Here is an 18,126-nt window from a genome sequence, read left to right on the forward strand (position 1 = left end):
TGTTCGAGTATTTAATATAGGGTTTAGGTCCGCTGTAACATTCAGTATGCATCGGAGAGAGCAGTTATTTATTTTTCGTAGATAAGTCAAACTTTCATCCAATTAAGCTTCTTTGGTGGCAGTTTCTGTGACTCGAGTAGAGTTACGTAAACTATCATTTTCAAGGTAAACGACGCGATCGACCGCATCAAATAGGCGATCATCATGGCTTACAATTACAACAATTTTTGACTGTTTTTGTGACCTAATAATGTCGATGAGCAACTTTACAGCTTCGCTGTCTAAGTTGTTCGTAGGCTCGTCCATTAGTAGAATAGGTGTATCCCGCAGTATGGCTCGTGCCAGGCCTAATTTTTGAATTTGGCCTCCCGATAATTCTGAATGCGCATCTTTAATGACATGATCAATACCTTTATCTAGTCGATCAATCCACTTATCTAGACCGACTAGAGACAGAGCTGTCAGAATTTTGTCTTGATCAATATCCTGGCCGAAAGTAACGTTATTTCGAATGGAGTCAGAAATAATGTGGATTCGTTGTGGGACCATAGCAATACACTGAGACCGATTTGATAAGCCGTTTAGGTCAATGGTATCTAGTTTTATTTGCCCAGATTGAGGTTTCAGCTCTCCACTCAGGATGGTGAGTAGCGTCGACTTGCCAGCACCGTTACCACCATTAACCAAATGCGCTCGACCTCTATCGAAAACCAAGTCTAGGCGAGTGAATAAGGGGTAGTCATGATGATAGGAAAAACTCATGTCTTCTAAAATCATTGATTCAAATACGGTGAAATGTTCTATTTTTGGCTCGGAATTATCAGCTAAACCTTGTTTAGACGGTACCTGAGATAAATCGCATAATTCTTTTACGCGCATTAACGCTGTCAATTCATTGGGGAGGCTTGATACAAACTCAATAATTCTAATAAGAGAGGGCACCATCAAGTTTAGCGTTGCTGTGTAGGTGATTATTAAGCCTATAGTGAGTTGCTCTTCAATGACCATGGCACCGCCAAGATACCAAATGATGACCATGGCTAGCATGGGGATTCCCATAATAATCATGCTAACTTTTGTGTCATAGAGTTGCCGGATATAACGTTTACTTTCCAATCGCTCAACGGCTTTTCGACAATGAGTAAGGAAAAAATTTTCAGCATCGTATATCTTTATTTCTGCATCAGCTTCAATGGTTTCTTGTATGACAGTGAGCTTTTTTGCGGAGGCATCAGTTTCATCTTTAGAAGATGACCACAATGCACTGTCGAACCTCATGTAAACAATGACAGCAGCAGGCAATAGGACAAGAAGTATTGAACTTAATTGCCAGTTCAAGAAAAAAACGATCACTAGCAATACGATAGATAAGGCTATGTGATGAATTGCTCCTGATAATCCATAGGGCATAATGACTTCAAACTGGTCTATATCTCTTGTAACTCGAGACAACAAATCACCGTTATTAATTTTGAGTCGATGATTATAATTCATACCCAGTATACTTTTAATGACATCCTGGTTAAAGTCAATCATGATCTCTTTCCGCACCTTTAGGCGAAACCATGCATTAACATAATTTAGTATTAGGAAGCAGCTATAGAGAATAGCAAGTAGAAAAACGGCCTTTAGAAGTAAATTAGAATCTTCACCAGGTAGAACCTGATCGATGATATAACCAGATAGGTAGGGGAGTGGGGCTTGAAAAGCTGTTAACAATAAAGCCATTAGTAAAAAAGAAAACGATTGATGTTTTCTTTTTGCATAGATGAGATTATATAAATAAGAAATTCGGGTCACAGTCTGATCCGGACGTTGAGGAAAACCCGCTTTTATTGTAAAAATTATATAGACTTAACTTTCAAATATCAGAGCATAACGATAAAGAGGGGATGTTAAGTCATCCCCAAACTTCATGGTTAAAACACCAAAATTGAAATATTCTATAAGGTATTTTAAATATAAGCCTATAAATAAATCAACAAATATAATCTATTGGCGTGATTTATGGTGTCCCACAGCAAGGGCCTGGCTTATTAGGCTCCTTTTTCTTCGTGGCAAGTACAGGTCCTTTTTTCGCAACAAAGTTTATTTTTTTCATTATCTTTTCCTTCTATGAATAAAGCCAATGATTGACGTGGTTAATGTGCACTGCTTATTGAATAAGCAAATGCCATTCTATTGTTGTGGTAGTGTTTTTAAAAGTCAACCATTTGCGAATGTCAGAGAGGGGTATGAAAATATAATTTTTAAAATGATTAAGATGTCTTTTGTTTAAGACCTGAAGATATTATTATTTTTCATTAGTTTCTAATTGGTTATTTATTGATTTCTAATTGACATCTGGTTGGTTTCTAATTATTTTCTCATTTATTTTATGATGTTCGGCTTATTTTTTAAGTTTGAATATTGGTTGTTCAATATGTCAGTTCTCACCCTGCCCTTGGAAGGTAAGTCCCCTTTGTTCTTGCGTTTTAGGACAAAGTTATTAAGTCTAACTTTTCTATGAGTGGATGATGTTGTCAGCGCGATCAGGATAAAGCGCACGATTAATAGCTTTGGAGGGGGGCGTAGTCGGGTGACGGATGAGTGTCTATTTTTTCGCTTTGAATTGACTGTTTTATCTGAGGATTGCGCTTCACGTGGTAAAATTGATTCTTATCTGCCGAACCAGTGAGATGTCGCGCAGACTTTTTTTCTGGGATTCAGTGCCTTTAAGGGGTCAGCATGAATGTAGACAAAGCGAAAAAACGAATCGCTAAACAGGTCAAGAAAGGCTTCAAGGGTTACCCCCAAATTTCGATACAGTACTTTGGGGAACGTGCAGATTGCGCTTCTGAAGTGGCCGTGCAGTTCACGCTCGATGAGGGCTCAGAGGTTCAAGAAGAGCGTTTTGCGAGTAAAACCGATGCCAGAGAAAATGAAGTGATTCAATCGGCACTGGTGAAGATTATTGAGCGCGCCAACGCCAGCACTGTTGTAGAAGTAGAGGGTGTTTCACCTATTTCTTCACCCATTTAATCTAGCGTAAGTGACAGAGAAACATAGGCGTTAGCAAAGCGCTCAAGCATGATTTTGAACCTCCTGAAATGCAGTGAAAATGACACTGCGTATGAAGGAGGTTTTTTTGGAAGGGGTGTTTGTGCTTTTCAATGACTATAGCCATGATGCTAACAATACAAAATGGGAAGGGTAGGCAATGAAGCAGTCAATTGTGCATATAGCGTTAGTTGTCAATGACTACGATGAGGCTATTGATTTCTACGTCAACAAACTGAAGTTTGAGTTGGTTGAGGACACGTACCAACCAGAGCAAGATAAACGTTGGGTCGTCGTTTCGCCACCGGGTTCAAGCGGCGTAACATTGCTATTAGCTAGGGCTTCGAAGCCTGAGCAGCATGATTTTATTGGTAATCAATCTGGTGGACGCGTTTTTCTGTTTCTCAACACCGATGATTTTTGGCGAGACTATCACCGAATGGTCGATGAGGGGATTAAGTTTGTCAGACCACCGGCTGAACAAGACTATGGCGTAGTAGCGGTGTTTGAAGATCTCTATGGAAACCTATGGGATTTACTGCAACTGAACCCTGATCACCCCATGTCGATAAGAACGATTTAGTTCACCACTCGGTGGCGGTTTATTCTCTTATATGAACAATGTATATGGACTTCTTTGCGGTTCGTATCTGATGTTATGTCAATGCATTTTAGACAGTAAACCTCAGGTGAGCCGTCTCACTGTATCAATGCGGATAAGCGTGTTTTGACGCTCTATTTTCTGTACCCTAGTGACCATTCTGACTGCCTCGGCGCACACGTGAAAAATAGACAGGGAATTGAAATGGAAAAAATTCAAATAAACGGCAGAAACATGTCGTATTTAGATGTGGGTGAAGGCCCAGTGGTGGTGTTCGGGCATAGCTATTTGTGGGACAGCGCCATGTGGCAGCCTCAAATTGAAGCGTTAAGTAAACAGTATCGCTGTATTGTGCCGGAGCTATGGGCGCACGGGCAATCTGATGCTGCACCGGACTCAACCACGTCACTGTTGGATTACGCTGATGATGTGCTTTGTCTAATGGATCAGTTAGGCATTGAGCAGTTTGCGTTGGTGGGCCTGTCTGTTGGCGGTATGTGGGGAACCGAGTTGGTATTGAAAGCCCCAACTCGCGTTAATGCCCTGGTGCTGATGGATACTTTTGTCGGCTACGAGCCAGAAGTCGCTAAGGCTAAATACGTGGCTATGTTTGACACCATTGAACAATTGGAAATGGTTCCGCCGCCAATGGTCGATGCTATCACGCCGTTATTTTTTGCTAGCAATGCCGAACAAGACACCCCTGAGCTTGTTGCTGAATTCAAAAAGAGGTTGTCAGCGCTTTCCGGTGAAAAAGCGAAAGCGATTGTTCACGTTGGTCGCATGGTGTTTGATCGCCGTGATACCTTTGATGATATTGAAAAGCTCACGCTGCCAACACTGGTGATGGTGGGTGCGGAAGACAAGCCTCGTCCGCCACTTGAATCGATGCTGTTGCATGATGCGATAGACGGTAGCGAGTTCATCTCAATTCCCAAAGCAGGGCACATCAGTTGCCTTGAACAGCCTGAAATTGTGAATGAAGCGTTGACACGTTTCCTTGCGAAGAATTTCGCTTAAGTTGTTAATTCGAGCTGACTGGCTTTCGCGTCTTTCAAGCGGCGATAAATGAATGCCCTTGGATTCAAAAAAAGCACTGTGTGATGATTAATCAAACAGTGCTTTTTTGTGTATTTACGAATAACGCAGATTAATACTTAAACCGTCGAATCATGGCATTCAGGTTTTCCGCTTGCCCGCTTACGCCGTCCATATTGTCGTTAATTCGGGTTAAGATACGTGCGCTTTGCTGAATGCTATCGCCCACACCTTCTACGCCGTCAGATGCATCTCTGACCCTGTCAAATTGTGCTTTGATGGATATATTCACACGATCGAAATTTGCGCATACTTCGCTGCTGGACTCGGTAATTTTTTTGAGTAAATCACCGGACAGGTTCACTTGCTCTGCGCCCAGTACGATGCGTTCATCAGATTCGATAATTAGCGCTGAGATCTCTTTTGCTGCTTCTGCGCTGCGTTGTGCAAGATTACGGACTTCACCCGCGACGACGGAGAACCCTCGGCCTTGTTCGCCCGCTCTTGCGGCTTCCACGCTGGCATTGAGTGCCAATAAGTTGGTTTGGAAAGCGATGCCTTCAATGGTACTGATGATCTGCTGCATTTTGCGACTGGAATCGATAATCGACACCATTGCGCTTTCGATTTGCTTTACCAACACTTCACTTTCTTGGGCATGCTCCAGCGCTTTTTGTGAAACCGAGACCGACACATTGGCGTGATCTAAAGCTTCATCAATGTTGCTGCGCATGGCGCGCATCAAAGTGGAAACGTCTTTCAGGCTTTTTACTTGAGTAACAATTTGTTGGTTTAACCCAGAGACTTCTGCGGACGTTTCTTCTGATGTATTAGACACTGTTGAAGCGGTGCTCTGAATCTCTTTAAGCATGACAGCCAAGCTAGCCATTGTTTGATTGATACCCTGTTTCAGGGTTTTGTAATCGCCATGAGCGTCGAGAGTGAAATTGTCGGTCAGGTTACCTTGTGCCAACTGCTCCAGTACTTGTCGTGTATGCGTCAATATGTGCTCGATATTCTCCGCAGACTGGTTCACTGAGGTTGCTAATTGGCGCAAATCACCAGACACATTCATGGTGTCACATCGAGCGGAAAAATCACCGTTCGACACCTGGTTCATCACTGACACAATATTGGCAATCACGGTGCCTGTTGATGTCGAGGCCCCGTTTACCGCCATTTTCATTTCATTCATCTTGCCCTGTGCGTTCAACGACACCGTTTGCCCGAAGCGTCCTTCGCTCATTGATGCCATCACATCACAGATATTGATGATGATCCCTTCAGTGTTGGCTATCGATTGGTTGATAGATTCTTTCAACGACGCCAGATCGCCCGCAGCAGGGGCAGTAATACGCGGGTTATAGTCACCCACTTCAAGTGCCGCCATCACGGTTTTAGTGTCAGCGATAAAGGCCGCGGTGGTCGCCGCAGAGCTGTTGACCTGATTTTTCAGCGTCGCTAATTGCCCTTGGGCGTCTTTCACCACGCGATTACTGAAGTCACCTTGCTCAATTTGGGACATAACGTTGCCAATGTCTTCGACGGTCGCTTCTAGTTCCCCTGCGAACTCATTGATGCTGCGCTTTAACACCAACAAATCACCCGTCATTTCGGTGTTCACTCGTTGGGTAAAGTCGCCTTGAGAAAGGCCATTCATGGTGGTGGAAATCGTTCCAACTGCGTCGTTGAGCGATGCCAGCATAGTATTAAGTGCTTCGGCAGCTTGTCCCGCTTCATCTTTGCTGTGCACTTTGGCTCGGTTTGAAAAATTCCAATTTTGTCGCAATGCGAGAATGAAAGCGGACAATTCCTGAATCGGACGTGAAATGCGAAGACCAAACGTTTTCGCGGTGAACAACACCAGTGACACCATAATCACCACAACCAACAAGTAGATAATCTGCAGGGTGAAAACGGCTGCCAAGGCTTCGCTGGACTCTTGCTCCACCACCACAAGCCACTCAACATCAGGGCTAACGTTCACCTTTTGATATACCGTCAGAGTGGATTCACCGTTGTAGTTGTCACCGTGTAAAGCCGCAGGTGGTTCGGAGGTGGTGCTTGCCATTGCGGCGTCAATCGCTTCGGTATTAACGACAATGTTATCTTTAAACGAAGAGAGAACGGTAAGTTCTTCGTTATGAAATGTGTCTGATCGTAATCGTTTGTCTGAACCAATTACGAAGGATTCGCCCGTTTCTCCTAAGCCATAATCTTTGCCCATGACGGCAGATATTTGATCAATGGGCAATTGAACAATCAGTGCGGAAACGGCCTCTCCGTTTGTATAAATAGGCGTGGCAATAAAACTGGTTGGAGCGTCATAAGACGGACGGTATTGCTGGTAGTCGACAAAGTGGGTTTTCACCGATTGCCCCGCTGCGAGCCGCTCACGCAAGCCAGAAAAGGCATGACCTAATCCGGACTCTGCGAACGGGCCGTCAATCAGGTTCGTGGCAAAGTCGACTTCTTTGTGAGCGGAATACACAACGTTGCCAGATTCTAAATCGACTAAGAAGATGTCGTAGAAACCAAAATTTTCAACGTAATTTTGGAAATCTGCATGGAAGCGACGATGAGTAAAGTCATACTCTTGGTTGCCTGCTTGTGTCAGGGCTTGTTTCTGTCCAAGAGGGTTAGGGTTGTTAGTGATGTAAGCATGTTGAAGTGCGTATGCTTGTGGGCCAATGGCTTCAAATAGCGCGTCAGCATCCAAGGGAATACCGTTAATTTCTTGGAACTTGGTGTTGAATTGTTCCTGGTAATAGCGCTGAATATCAGGCAGTTGGCTCTGCTTGAACTGCGGGTAATTGTTAAACGCGTTATTAAACGCCGGGGCTGCGGAAGCCGTCATTGGGTTATTGGCGATGCTTAGAAGAACACTATTGCTGTTTTTGAAATAGCTTTCTAACGCATCTCCCTTTAAGTGGGCGATGGCTTGGAGTGAATCACTTTTTTGCGTCTCCATGGATGACCATGAGCTATACAGACCAATGCCCGCCGTGAAAATGGTAGGAACTAGACCAATGAGGCAAAGAATCACCGTTAGTTTCTTTACCAGAGCAAAATCCTCAAACTTTCGCATCCACGTTTCAAACACAGTGCCATCCCGTTAATGAAGTGAGTGTTTCGATGTTAAGAGTGTAGAAAGGAATCACGTGACTGTGTAGTCAGTTGGTCAGGGTAGGTGGATGAATTTTAAGTAACATATAGATATGGGGATTAGGTGTGACAAGGTTCACTCGCGGTGTGTTACTTTTATAAACACTAAACACGTATCTTTATATTGCTTGGGGATAGGAAGCTTTGCGAAAAATACGCGGTTATAAACGGGCAATACTGGTACGTCGAAAGTCAATTTGTCCTCATAGTGAGTGACACATAACAGATGATAAAGCGATAAGGAGTGGAGGTTGGCGTTGGACGAAAATATCTCACAGAACGAAGAAAATGATGCGTTGCTGAATAAGCCTCTCTCGTTTGTGGTTGTGATGGTCGGTATTGCATTTGCAGTGCTAAACCTTCAATTGGTGTTCGGTGATGAACAAAACAGCCGTTGGCTAATTGTGGTTTACAGCTTATTGGCATTTATCGCCATTTTTGTTGTGATGTTCTGGGTGTTTGATTCTAAGAATACGGTTGTTAATGACCAGTATGTCGCTAAAGGTAAAACAAAAATATATTGGCACGAGGTCACGAACTTTAAAGCTAACGATTTCTCTGTTGTTATTCAGGCGGGCGACAAAAAAGCGGTGATCAATTACTACGCGTATTCCAATCCTGAGGGTTTGATGGCGCGCATCAATCATCTGTTGAACAAGCGAGGATGACGTTGCTCGGGTGCAAAACGCGACAGGAATAAAAAGACCACGCAGGAAATTCTAGCGTGGTCTTTTTATTGGCATGAAGCGCTTCAGGCTGAGCTAGCCCAACCAATAAATCCCGAGCAATACCCACGCCGCAATCGATAATGTTTCGATCACCACCATTAAGATGGGCTCGTAGCCGATGGTAAAGAGCTTCTTCACGGAGGTTTTAATGCCAAGTGCCGCAACGGCTGCGACAAGACACCACGATGATAGCCCAGACAACGCGCTGGTTACTTGCACTGGCAGAATGTGTGCGCTGTTGATGGCGACACAAACACAAAAACCAACCACAAAAAGTGGCAGCAGAGGAATGTCCGCTTTTTCACCGTCTTTATCGCGTTGATTTCGAAAATAGAGAGAAATCACCAGAATCACAGGGACAAGCAAAGCAACCCTCAGTAGTTTGGTGATGGTGGCAAATTCACCCGCTTGAGGGGAAATGGAGTATCCCGCGCCGACGACCTGCGCGACATCATGAATAGTGCCGCCAATAAAGATCCCGGCAAGCCTGTCATCAAAACCGAGTATGTTGACAAAAATGGGGTAGATCACCATGGCAATCGTGCTGAATGCCGTCACGGCTATCACGGTAAATAACGTATTTCGCTCACTGTATTGATGCTTAGGTAAAACGGCTGAAATAGCGAGTGCCGCTGACGCGCCACAGATGGCGACCGAGCCTCCAGTTAGTACACCAAATTGAACACGGCGTCCGAGCAATTTGGCAACAAGCATCCCGATGGTGATGGTCAGTGCGATACCGCATGCGACCCACGCCAGCATTTCCCAACCTAACATCATCATCTCATCGATCGTAATGCGAAGCCCAAGTAATGCCACGCCAAATCGCAGCACTTTCTTAGCCGCAAACTCAACGCCGGGCTGGCATTTCGAATCGTTGGCCAAAAAGTGGAAAGCGATGCCCAATAAGAGGGCGAAGAGCATTTGCGGTGCACCATAGTGAGCAGAGAGAAAAGTGGCTGCAGCAGCAACGGTGACAGAAAGTAATAAGCCGGGTGCGAGTGTTCGAGAATGTTGGCTAAGCGTCGGCCAATCGGGGATCATTTTTTTTGTTTTCGGCAGCATGAAAAACATCCATATTATTGATTTAACGTTTTTATTTTTTGGCTTTTTGACTCATGCCTTCGCTCGATGTGGGCAGCTTAGGTTAAACACAAATCGTCACGGAGAAACCGCCAACGCGGGAATTTTTGTGTGTCGGCAGGAGCAAATCTTTTGTTCGCAGGCCGTTATAAATTCGAGTTAGTACGTTTGAGCAAATACCGTACCGCTTATTGATGGTTATCTGTGCGTTCAGTTCTTTAAGGGAAAGGTATACGGGTATTCTCATATCCTGAGCAGAGAAAAAAGACGCTGAGTTTCCTCAGCGTCTTTTTATCGTGCGTGATTACGCACTGCGGTACAGTTTGGTCAGTACGAATTCGCGGTGACCGAGAGATTCCGCTGCGGTGTAACGGCCATTTGCAGTGCGAAGTGTCATGTCGATCAGCGCATCACCCGCTGAGTCCATATTCAATTCGCGAGCAAGAATACCCGATACATCAACATCGATGTGCTCGCCCATGGTACGCACGGTACGTGGGTTTGCAGTGATCTTAATAACCGGAATAATAGGGTTACCAATTACGTTACCTTGACCTGTTGGGAACAAGTGAACAGCAAAACCCGCTGCCGCTTGCAAGGTCACACACTCTGCGGCTGCAGAAGACGTGTCCATGAAGTACAAACCTGGACCCGCTGCTGGGCGTTCAGCGGGCGTCAATACATCAACAAATTGCGTGTGTTTACCGATTTTCTGGTAGTTACCAAACGCTTTCTCTTCGATGGTAGTCAACCCGCCCAAAATGTTACCTTTGGTTGGTTGGCTGTCAGACAAATCAGAGGTTTTGTTTGGTTCGATAACCTCGTCCATGTATGCCTGCCACGTGTTGAGGAACTTCTCACCAATTTCTGGTGAAACAGCACGCGTTGCACAAATTTGCTCTGCACCGGTTAGCTCGGAGGTTTCACCGAAACACAGGGTTGCGCCTTGCGCAGACAGCTTGTCACACAGGTTGCCCACGGTTGGGTTAGCCGCGAGACCTGATGTCGTATCAGACTCACCACACTTCATTGAGATCCAAAGCTCACTAACATCGCACTCTTCGCGTGTGATTTCACTGGCTGCTTGAACGTAGTCTTTCGCAACACGAGAAGCCGATGCAATGGTGTTGATGTCGCCGTTTTGCTCGATAGCAAAGCCTTGAACTGGCTTACCAGAAGCTGCAATACCTTCAACAACACGTGCTGTCCATTCAGGCTCGATACCGATAACAACCACAGCAGCCACGTTCGGGTTACAACCGGTACCAATCAACGTACGGAAGTGAAGTTCTAAATCTTCACCAAATTGAAGGCGACCGTACGGGTGAGGAATCGCCATCGTACCTTTAATGTTGTTGGCAACGGCTTCACATGCGGCATTCGACAAATCGTCCAATGGCAAAATGATGACATGGTTACGTACACCGACACGGCCATTTTCGCGGCGATAGCCCATAAATTTATAGTTGCTCATGGCTTACCACCTCTTCGTTTTAACGTTTTGAACGTGAACATGTCCGCCTTTCGCGATGTTCGCAATTGCTTTGCCGATGTCGTTGTCATATTTCAAGATAGTGTCGCCATCTTGAATATCGTTGAGCGCAACTTTGTGGCCAAGCGGGATAGCATCTAGTGCCAGTATTTCGATGGTTGCATCCGTGTCCATTACCCATCCAACAAGCGTTTGGCCAGCTTCTAAGCCCTCAACCACAATCACGCCAACGGAGTCGGTCGAATCGTGGACGAGAAAATCTGGTTTTTGCATTTTCATCTCCTTTTGAATAAACGTTTTTCTTTTCTTGGGTTACTTTTCGGGCCGCAGCACAACTTTGGCAGCGGCTATACGTCCGTTAAGTAAGTCGTCAAAAGCGTCCGCACCTTCGCTGAGCGGGCGTTCTTGAATCCAGTTCAGCGCGCCTAACGCGCCGTTATGCATGGCCTCCACTGTCGCGTGGAAATCTTGCATGGTGTAGGTGTAGCTTCCGGTGAAGATCACTTCTTGTAGCGTGAATTTGCGTACATCAAGACCTTCAATGCTGTCTTGTAACCCCACATGAACAATCACGCCGCCAGGTTTTACGGCGTCAGATGAGCCCATGCGGGTGTGCTTGTTACCCACACAATCCACCACTAAATCAATGGCGTTACTGGCAACAAGTGGGTTAGTCAGTGGGTCAAATACGGTGCATATACCCGCGCTTTTTACAGTTTCACGTCGTAATTCGTTGGTTTCCGCAAGGAAGATTTGACGACAACCTTGCGCATGCAGTGATAAGGCTGCGGCTAAACCGACAGCACCGCCGCCATAAACCAGCGCCTTGCTTTCAACCAATGGGCGAGTGATTAAATTGGCGCCTTTGGTCACGGCATGCCAGCCTGTTGCGATGGGCTCTGCCAGTGACGCCGTTGTCATGGACATGCCTTCTGGGACAGGCACAAGATTGCGTTTTGGAATCGCGACGTATTCAGCGAATGCGCCTTGTCGTGGCGCCATGGAAATAATTTCACGAGCGCCACATTGGTTTTCAAATCCGGTGCGGCACGCGCTGCAATGTCCGCAACTCACTAAGGGATTGATGACCACGGCTTGGCCGTCGAGATCTCGATTTCCCGCGTTGTCAGCACCACATACAATGCCTGCGCCTTCGTGACCCAAAATCAATGGGGCAGGGCGGCGTGAATCATGACCGAGGTAAGCATGAAGATCTGAACCACAGATGCCGACGGCGTCGATGCGCACCATGACTTCACCATCTCGAAGCACGGGCATTTCTGCATCTTCGATATAGGTGAGTTCTTTCTCTCCGGTGTAAACCAGTGCTTTCATCGTTGAGTCCTTTTGGTCAAGCCAATGCTGTTTATGACTGTGTTGCTAGGATTTTGCTTACTTGGCGGTATACCCGCCATCAAGCGAAATCATTTGCCCCGTGATGTAATCAGACGCGCGAGACGCCAAAAATACCGTTAATCCATCGAAATCTTGCAGCTCACCGTTTCGTCCGACTGCAGTCATGGCCGCATGATGCGAGGCGAGTGAATCATCGCTAAACACCCTTTGAGTTAAGGGCGTTTCGAAAAAGCCCGGTGCAATGGCGTTGGTGGTGATCCCTTCTTGAGACCAAGCTTCTGCCATCGCGCGAGTGAGCTGTGCGACACCGCCTTTTGATGCGCCATACGGGATCGAATTGGCAAAGGCGCGGTACGATTGCAACGATCCGATGTTGATGACTTTCCCGTGTCCTTTTTTTCGCATGCCTGACAAGCAGGCTTTGGCGAGAAAAAAGGGCACTGACAGATTGAGATTGAGTGTCGTGTCCCAAGTGTCGATTGAAATGTCATCCGCAGGCTGGCGCAGATTCACGCCTGCCGCGTTCACCAAAATGTCTGGCGAACCAAAGTGTGCCGATGCGCGTTGTACAAATTCATCGAGCAATTCGCGCTTGGTTAGGTCCACGGTTTCAATGGCAGAATCACCGCCTTCTCCGGCAATCAAGGCGGCGGTTTGCGCCAAGGTTTCTGGGTGACGGCCAGCCAGCACCACTTTGGCGCCAGCGCGTGATAAGGCGTATGCCATGCGTTGCCCTATTCCAGAGCCTGCGCCTGTGACCAAAGCTACCTGACCACTTAGGTCGAATAAGTGCTGCATGGCGTTATTTGTCATCATCCCGTCCCGTCCGTTAAGGCTTCAGATCAAACTGTTCATCTGGGAAGTACTTCGCCAGACGCGCATCACCGGTTTTCGCGTGGGCTTCCATGCCTTCAAGGCGAGAAATACGCGCGGTTACCTGTGCGACATCTTTGCAAGCTTCAATCGATGAACGTTGATAGGTGACGACCTTGATAAACTTGCCCACACTCAGGCCGCCTGTGTACTTGGCTGCGCCTTTGGTTGGCAGAATGTGGTTAGGGCCAGACGTTTTGTCACCAAACGCGACATTGGTTTCTTCACCAAGGAAGAGTGAACCGTAGTTGCGAAGATTTTGAAGCCACCAATCCAAATCGGCGGCATGAACTTCCAAGTGCTCAGAGGCATATTCATCACTGACTTTGACGGCTTCTTCGCGGGTGTCATAAATAATCACTTCGCCATAATCGCGCCATGCGACTTCAGCGGCCTTGCTGTTCAGTTCAGGCAGTTCTGCAATAAGCTCTGGCATACGTTTCATGACAGTTTCTGCGAGCGCTTCTGAATCAGTGAGAAGCCATGCAGGCGTATTCGGCCCATGCTCTGCTTGACCCAGCAGGTCGACCGCAACCAACTCCGGATCCGCATCTTTATCAGCAATAACCATCACTTCAGAAGGGCCAGCGAACATGTCGATACCGACTCGGCCATAAAGCTGACGTTTTGCTTCGGCGACAAATTGGTTACCTGGACCAACAAGAATGTCAGCGGGGTGACCGGTGAATTGACCAAAAGCCATGGCTGCGATGCCTTGCACGCCACCAAGGTTCAAAATGGTGTCAGCGCCACACAGTTTTAATGTGTACAAAATTGCGGGGTGCATACCGCCTTCGCGGCCTGGTGGTGAACACGCAATCACATGATCAACACCCGCTACTTTAGCGGTCGTCACGGACATGATGGCGGAAGCAATATGGGAATAACGCCCGCCCGGTACATAACAGCCAGCCGCTTGCATTGGGATCAATCGCTGACCTGCAAACAAACCTGGTGATAGCTCTGTTTCAAATTCGTTCATGCTCGCAAGCTGTGCTTTTGCAAAGTCACGAACACGCTCGTAGGCAAAGTGGATATCTTTTTTAAGCTGCTCAGGCACTTTTTCTGCTGCTGCATCGATCTCCGCTTGAGAGACAACGATGTCACCGTGCCAGTTATCAAATTTTTTGGTGTAAGCGATGCAGGTTTCTTCCCCACCTTGTTCAATGTCTTTCAACATGCCTGAGACAATTACGCGAACATCGTCTTCTCCGGTTGACGCATTTTTCTCGGCTTTTTTTAGATACTTAACAGCCATGTTGATAAATTCTCCGTTAAATTTTGGGCGCAACTCTCCTGACCGGCTTTTTTTGGAAAAAGCCGGAAAGGCATTGGGTTTTAGAGTGAGTCCAGTGTTATGAGCTATTCCGAAGCGTTGAGTTAATCAAGTGCCCAGAGTGAAAGTTCAGGAATAAATGCCAGCATCAATACGACTGCCAACATAGAGATAACGTAAGGCCCCGATCGTGCTGCGATCTTCAATACCGAGGTTCCCGTCAATCCAGATACAACAAAGAGATTCAGACCAAGTGGTGGTGTGATGAAACCAACACCCAGTGATGTCACCATCATGATGCAGAACTGGACGTCTTCCATGCCAATTTCGCGTGCTAACGGCAGCAGAATTGGGGATAGGATCAGAATGTTCGGCGTTGTTTCCATGAAGCAACCCGCCAAAATCAGTATGCCAATCATGATGAGCGTCAGCAGCACATGACTGTCTGTCAAAGAGGTCATACTTTCAACAAATGCCTGCGGTACGTTTAGCGCAGCCAGTGTTTGTGCCAGTGGAAGGCTCAGTGCAATGATAGGCAAAATAACGCCATTCACTTTTGCAGAGCTTTCAAGCATTTTTGGAAAATCGCTCACCTTTAAGGTGCCTTGGAACAAACCAATGATGATGGTAGTGACAACCGCAATCGCCGCTGCTTCTGTTGGCGTGAATATGCCTGAGTAGATACCGCCCAAAATAACAAACGGAACCATTAGGGCGTATCGCGCATCAATGATGACGGCAATCCAGCGCTTGAACGAAAAGCCTTGGCGTGCGTTTTCATATCCGTGTATGCGGTTCATAACAACGTTGGTTAGCATGATAGCCGCCATGACCATGAGCCCTGGCACCGCAGCCGCAAGGAACAAGGTAGATGCGGATATACCTAATACTAAACCGATAATGATGTAAGCAATGGACGGCGGAATGAGAATGCCGGTACAGGCACCTGCTGCCACCAATGCACACGCATAGGGCTTCGGATAGCCTTCTTTCACTAAGCGATCAATCGTCATTCGACCGACGGCAGCGGCACCTGCAGCATCAGAACCAGAGATACAAGCAAAGAAACCACAGCCCAGTACGGTTGCGCTACCAAAGCCTGCTCGTGCACCACCTACACTCGCTTCCGCGACATCGAGCAGCTTGTTAGAAAGGCCGGTACGCACCAACACGTCACCTGTCAGGATGAAAAGAGGAACGGCGATCAGTGCGAAAGCATCAATGCCGTCGAACAGGGATTCACCAAACAGTGATAAAGGCAAAACATCCGTGATATAGAGCAGGGCGATTGAGCCGAGTCCCAGTGATACCCATACAGGGACGGCGAGTGCAATCAGTACGAGCATACCGATCACTGGGCCATAAAACTCCCAGCCGAGGTCGACAAAGGTTTCTGTTTGATAGTAATTCAGCATGTCATTCTCCTAATCAAACAACTTGTTGCCTTCAAACACAGGCGTGCCGTGTATGAGGCTGCGTGTATCTCGAATGATCGATTGAACGAGTCGGAACAACATCAAGGAGAACCCTAGTGGCACGGCTGCCATAAACCACGCTTGGCTAATGCCTAGTCCATGTGTGACTGAACCAAACTTAAGTGATACTTCGATAGGGTGAAGCGACCAGTAGAAGGCAAATAGCGCAACTACCATGGTTAATAAATCACCGAACAAATACATCACGGCTTTACCACGCTGTGGTAAGTAGTGGATCAAGACATCAATACGAATGTGAGCACGCTCTTTCACTGCGGCAGATGCACCTATCCATGCAAGATAGATAAAGGCATATCGAGCGACTTCTTCCCCCCAAATAGAGGAATAACTGAAGACAAACCGGCGGATGACTTCCATTGCGATCGTCATGACGATCGTGCTGTAGAAAAACAGCAGTAGCCAACGTTCGCCATTTTCATCTATGTTTTTTAGTAGAGCTTTCATAGTCTTAGTCCAACGTGCGTTGTGGTAATAGAGCGAGTAGCCTCTTGAGGAGTATTAACCCAAGAGGCCAAGTTACTCAGCAGTTACACGTCGTGAACATAGAAACGGCTGTTACCGTTTGCTGCATCAAGTAGTTTGTTGAAGGTGGCTTTCGAGCCTGCAAGTTGCAGTTTGAAATCATCCCACTCTGGGCGCTGATGACCAGCTTTGTCGATCCATTGGCGCATCTCATCAGGGTTAGGTGCGTAGAATTCAACACCGGCGTCGCCAAGTTCTGCCATGGCATAAGCACGGGCCGCTGGGACTTTTGCAAGGTTTTGAATTGACGTCACTTCACTCGCAAATTCAATGCCTTCTTGAATATCTTTCGGCAAGCTATTGAACCATTCAAGGTTACAAGAGAACACTTGCGAATCTGGCACCGCGCGGTTGAACGTCACTGATGAAAGCACGTCTTTAAAGCCAAATACATTCAACGCTTCTACCGATGGGTCCAGTGCATCTGCAACGCCTTGCTTGATGGCAGACGGTGTTTCACCCCATGCCACTGGTGTTGGGTTTGCACCCAGCAGGCGATACATTTGTTGAAGGATTTTTGAACCCGGTACGCGGAATTTCACGCCTTCAAGTTGATCGGGTGTTTTGATGGGGCCTTCTAGACCTTTTCTCAGTGCAACAACGCGTGGGTCGATAACCACATACCAAAGCGGTTTAAAGCCTTTGGCTTCAACACGCGGGTGAATTTCTTCTTCCCAAGCTTTTGACGTGACAAGGTTGATGAATTTTTGGTTTTCACCACACCAGTAAGGAATATTGATTAAATCTACAGCAGGCGCAAAAGGTGCAAAATTGGAAAGGGAATGTTGCGCTGCTTGAATGGTACCGGCCTGCACTTTTTGAGCCAATGCACCACCCGCACCCAGTTGACCACCCGGTGCCAACTTCACGTAAACCTGACCTCGGGTCATGTTTTGGATGTTTTCTTTAAAATCAAGTTGCATGATCGGATAGCTGCGCGATGCACCAATGATGTAGGCTGTCGCGATGGTCATGGTGTACTTGGCACGTTTTTGACGTTCTCTTTCTTCGTTGACCGCGGCTTGGGCGGAGGTTGAGGTTAACAACGCTCCCGATGCACCAGCAACCACAGCGGCGGTAAAGCCGACTTTTTTCGCTACTTCTAGGAAACGGCGACGCTCTGCACTTTGTGGGGAGTCATCCTTTTGGCGAACAGACATAAATCTACTTCCTTTCTGCGTTTTAATTAATTTGCCGAGCCGCTGTTTGCTTCTTTCTCGGCAGACAGCATTGCGACAACGAAGGTCAGGGATGTAAGGAGGAGGAGAAGAAACTCTCCCACATCATCGACACGAACAATGGGTGTGTTCCCTAAAGAAATTTGAGCCTTGGTGGCAAGAACGTTAAGCAAGTACAGCGAGAAGAACACTAGAGGTAAGATGTAGCGTTTCTTGATGTGAAATACAGAGCTCATGGTTCAACCTCTCAAGAGTCAGTTGGCGGCAGACGCCGTTTTA

16 protein-coding genes are annotated in these 18,126 nt (G+C 46.8%); 4 read left to right on the forward strand and 12 right to left on the reverse strand.

The annotated features are described in order from the left end of the window. Nucleotides 1-102: 102 nt before the first annotated feature. Nucleotides 103-1,800: an ABC transporter ATP-binding protein gene (locus A1OO_RS13760; protein ID WP_241819118.1), complete on the reverse strand. Its 1,698-nt coding sequence runs from the start codon at nt 1,798-1,800 to the stop codon at nt 103-105. Between the two features lie 927 nt (nt 1,801-2,727). On the opposite strand from A1OO_RS13760, the gene A1OO_RS13765 reads away from it, so the two are divergent. From A1OO_RS13765 to A1OO_RS13775, 3 genes are all read left to right on the forward strand, one after another. Further along, nucleotides 2,728-3,021, forward strand: a complete 294-nt coding sequence (locus tag A1OO_RS13765) for a hypothetical protein (RefSeq protein ID WP_016961576.1) — start codon at nt 2,728-2,730, stop codon at nt 3,019-3,021. Between the two features lie 178 nt (nt 3,022-3,199). Continuing rightward, nucleotides 3,200-3,622 carry a VOC family protein gene (locus A1OO_RS13770; protein ID WP_016961577.1) on the forward strand — a complete coding sequence of 141 codons (423 nt, stop codon included), beginning with the start codon at nt 3,200-3,202 and terminating at the stop codon, nt 3,620-3,622. Nucleotides 3,623-3,844: 222 nt separating this feature from the next. Then, nucleotides 3,845-4,660: an alpha/beta fold hydrolase gene (locus A1OO_RS13775; protein ID WP_017003354.1), complete on the forward strand. Its 816-nt coding sequence runs from the start codon at nt 3,845-3,847 to the stop codon at nt 4,658-4,660. 130 nt (nt 4,661-4,790) lie between these two features. Here A1OO_RS13775 and A1OO_RS13780 read toward each other — a convergent pair whose 3' ends face one another. Continuing rightward, the gene (locus A1OO_RS13780; RefSeq protein ID WP_241819120.1) at nt 4,791-7,766 is read right to left on the reverse strand and encodes a methyl-accepting chemotaxis protein; all 2,976 of its coding nucleotides are present in this window, start codon (nt 7,764-7,766) and stop codon (nt 4,791-4,793) included. Nucleotides 7,767-8,094: 328 nt separating this feature from the next. Between A1OO_RS13780 and A1OO_RS13785 the strand changes: the two genes are divergently transcribed. Beyond that, complete coding sequence (locus tag A1OO_RS13785) at nt 8,095-8,511, forward strand: hypothetical protein (protein ID WP_017003356.1); 417 nt, start codon at nt 8,095-8,097, stop codon at nt 8,509-8,511. Between the two features lie 93 nt (nt 8,512-8,604). Here the strand turns inward: A1OO_RS13785 and A1OO_RS13790 are convergent, their stop codons facing one another. The 10 genes from A1OO_RS13790 to A1OO_RS13835 all read right to left on the reverse strand — a co-directional run bounded on the left by A1OO_RS13790 (nt 8,605) and on the right by A1OO_RS13835 (nt 18,083). After that, nucleotides 8,605-9,636: a YeiH family protein gene (locus tag A1OO_RS13790; protein ID WP_017003357.1), complete on the reverse strand. Its 1,032-nt coding sequence runs from the start codon at nt 9,634-9,636 to the stop codon at nt 8,605-8,607. Nucleotides 9,637-9,958: 322 nt separating this feature from the next. Beyond that, nucleotides 9,959-11,128, reverse strand: coding sequence for a UxaA family hydrolase (locus A1OO_RS13795; RefSeq protein ID WP_017003358.1), 1,170 nt, complete (start codon nt 11,126-11,128; stop codon nt 9,959-9,961). 3 nt (nt 11,129-11,131) lie between these two features. Continuing rightward, nucleotides 11,132-11,419 (reverse strand): UxaA family hydrolase, encoded by a 288-nt coding sequence (locus A1OO_RS13800; protein WP_016961583.1) that lies wholly within the window; start codon nt 11,417-11,419, stop codon nt 11,132-11,134. 39 nt (nt 11,420-11,458) lie between these two features. Then, nucleotides 11,459-12,481 (reverse strand): alcohol dehydrogenase catalytic domain-containing protein, encoded by a 1,023-nt coding sequence (locus A1OO_RS13805; RefSeq protein ID WP_017003359.1) that lies wholly within the window; start codon nt 12,479-12,481, stop codon nt 11,459-11,461. 57 nt (nt 12,482-12,538) lie between these two features. Continuing rightward, entirely contained in the window at nt 12,539-13,318 is a 780-nt protein-coding gene (locus A1OO_RS13810) for an SDR family NAD(P)-dependent oxidoreductase (RefSeq protein WP_016961585.1), read from the reverse strand. 13 nt (nt 13,319-13,331) lie between these two features. Next, nucleotides 13,332-14,633 (reverse strand): histidinol dehydrogenase, encoded by a 1,302-nt coding sequence (gene hisD / locus A1OO_RS13815; RefSeq protein ID WP_016961586.1) that lies wholly within the window; start codon nt 14,631-14,633, stop codon nt 13,332-13,334. A 122-nt stretch (nt 14,634-14,755) separates the two neighbouring features. Continuing rightward, nucleotides 14,756-16,066: a TRAP transporter large permease gene (locus tag A1OO_RS13820; protein WP_016961587.1), complete on the reverse strand. Its 1,311-nt coding sequence runs from the start codon at nt 16,064-16,066 to the stop codon at nt 14,756-14,758. A gap of 9 nt (nt 16,067-16,075) precedes the next feature. Next, complete coding sequence (locus A1OO_RS13825) at nt 16,076-16,591, reverse strand: TRAP transporter small permease (RefSeq protein WP_016961588.1); 516 nt, start codon at nt 16,589-16,591, stop codon at nt 16,076-16,078. A gap of 83 nt (nt 16,592-16,674) precedes the next feature. Further along, nucleotides 16,675-17,829: a TRAP transporter substrate-binding protein gene (locus A1OO_RS13830; RefSeq protein WP_016961589.1), complete on the reverse strand. Its 1,155-nt coding sequence runs from the start codon at nt 17,827-17,829 to the stop codon at nt 16,675-16,677. A gap of 26 nt (nt 17,830-17,855) precedes the next feature. Next, nucleotides 17,856-18,083, reverse strand: a complete 228-nt coding sequence (locus A1OO_RS13835; protein ID WP_017003360.1) for a hypothetical protein — start codon at nt 18,081-18,083, stop codon at nt 17,856-17,858. Nucleotides 18,084-18,126: the final 43 nt, after the last annotated feature.

This window comes from Enterovibrio norvegicus FF-33, assembly GCF_000286835.2.
Classification (GTDB): domain Bacteria; phylum Pseudomonadota; class Gammaproteobacteria; order Enterobacterales; family Vibrionaceae; genus Enterovibrio; species Enterovibrio norvegicus_A.

Bases quoted from the DNA above. Each gene is read 5' to 3' on its own strand.
- A1OO_RS13765 (WP_016961576.1), top strand. From the start codon at position 2,728: ATGAATGTAGACAAAGCGAAAAAACGAATCGCTAAACAGGTCAAGAAA.
- A1OO_RS13770 (WP_016961577.1), top strand. From the start codon at position 3,200: ATGAAGCAGTCAATTGTGCATATAGCGTTAGTTGTCAATGACTACGAT.
- A1OO_RS13775 (WP_017003354.1), top strand. From the start codon at position 3,845: ATGGAAAAAATTCAAATAAACGGCAGAAACATGTCGTATTTAGATGTG.
- A1OO_RS13780 (WP_241819120.1), bottom strand. From the start codon at position 7,766: ATGCGAAAGTTTGAGGATTTTGCTCTGGTAAAGAAACTAACGGTGATT.
- A1OO_RS13790 (WP_017003357.1), bottom strand. From the start codon at position 9,636: ATGCTGCCGAAAACAAAAAAAATGATCCCCGATTGGCCGACGCTTAGC.
- A1OO_RS13795 (WP_017003358.1), bottom strand. From the start codon at position 11,128: ATGAGCAACTATAAATTTATGGGCTATCGCCGCGAAAATGGCCGTGTC.
- A1OO_RS13800 (WP_016961583.1), bottom strand. From the start codon at position 11,419: ATGCAAAAACCAGATTTTCTCGTCCACGATTCGACCGACTCCGTTGGC.
- A1OO_RS13805 (WP_017003359.1), bottom strand. From the start codon at position 12,481: ATGAAAGCACTGGTTTACACCGGAGAGAAAGAACTCACCTATATCGAA.
- A1OO_RS13810 (WP_016961585.1), bottom strand. From the start codon at position 13,318: ATGATGACAAATAACGCCATGCAGCACTTATTCGACCTAAGTGGTCAG.
- hisD (WP_016961586.1), bottom strand. From the start codon at position 14,633: ATGGCTGTTAAGTATCTAAAAAAAGCCGAGAAAAATGCGTCAACCGGA.
- A1OO_RS13820 (WP_016961587.1), bottom strand. From the start codon at position 16,066: ATGCTGAATTACTATCAAACAGAAACCTTTGTCGACCTCGGCTGGGAG.
- A1OO_RS13825 (WP_016961588.1), bottom strand. From the start codon at position 16,591: ATGAAAGCTCTACTAAAAAACATAGATGAAAATGGCGAACGTTGGCTA.
- A1OO_RS13830 (WP_016961589.1), bottom strand. From the start codon at position 17,829: ATGTCTGTTCGCCAAAAGGATGACTCCCCACAAAGTGCAGAGCGTCGC.
- A1OO_RS13835 (WP_017003360.1), bottom strand. From the start codon at position 18,083: ATGAGCTCTGTATTTCACATCAAGAAACGCTACATCTTACCTCTAGTG.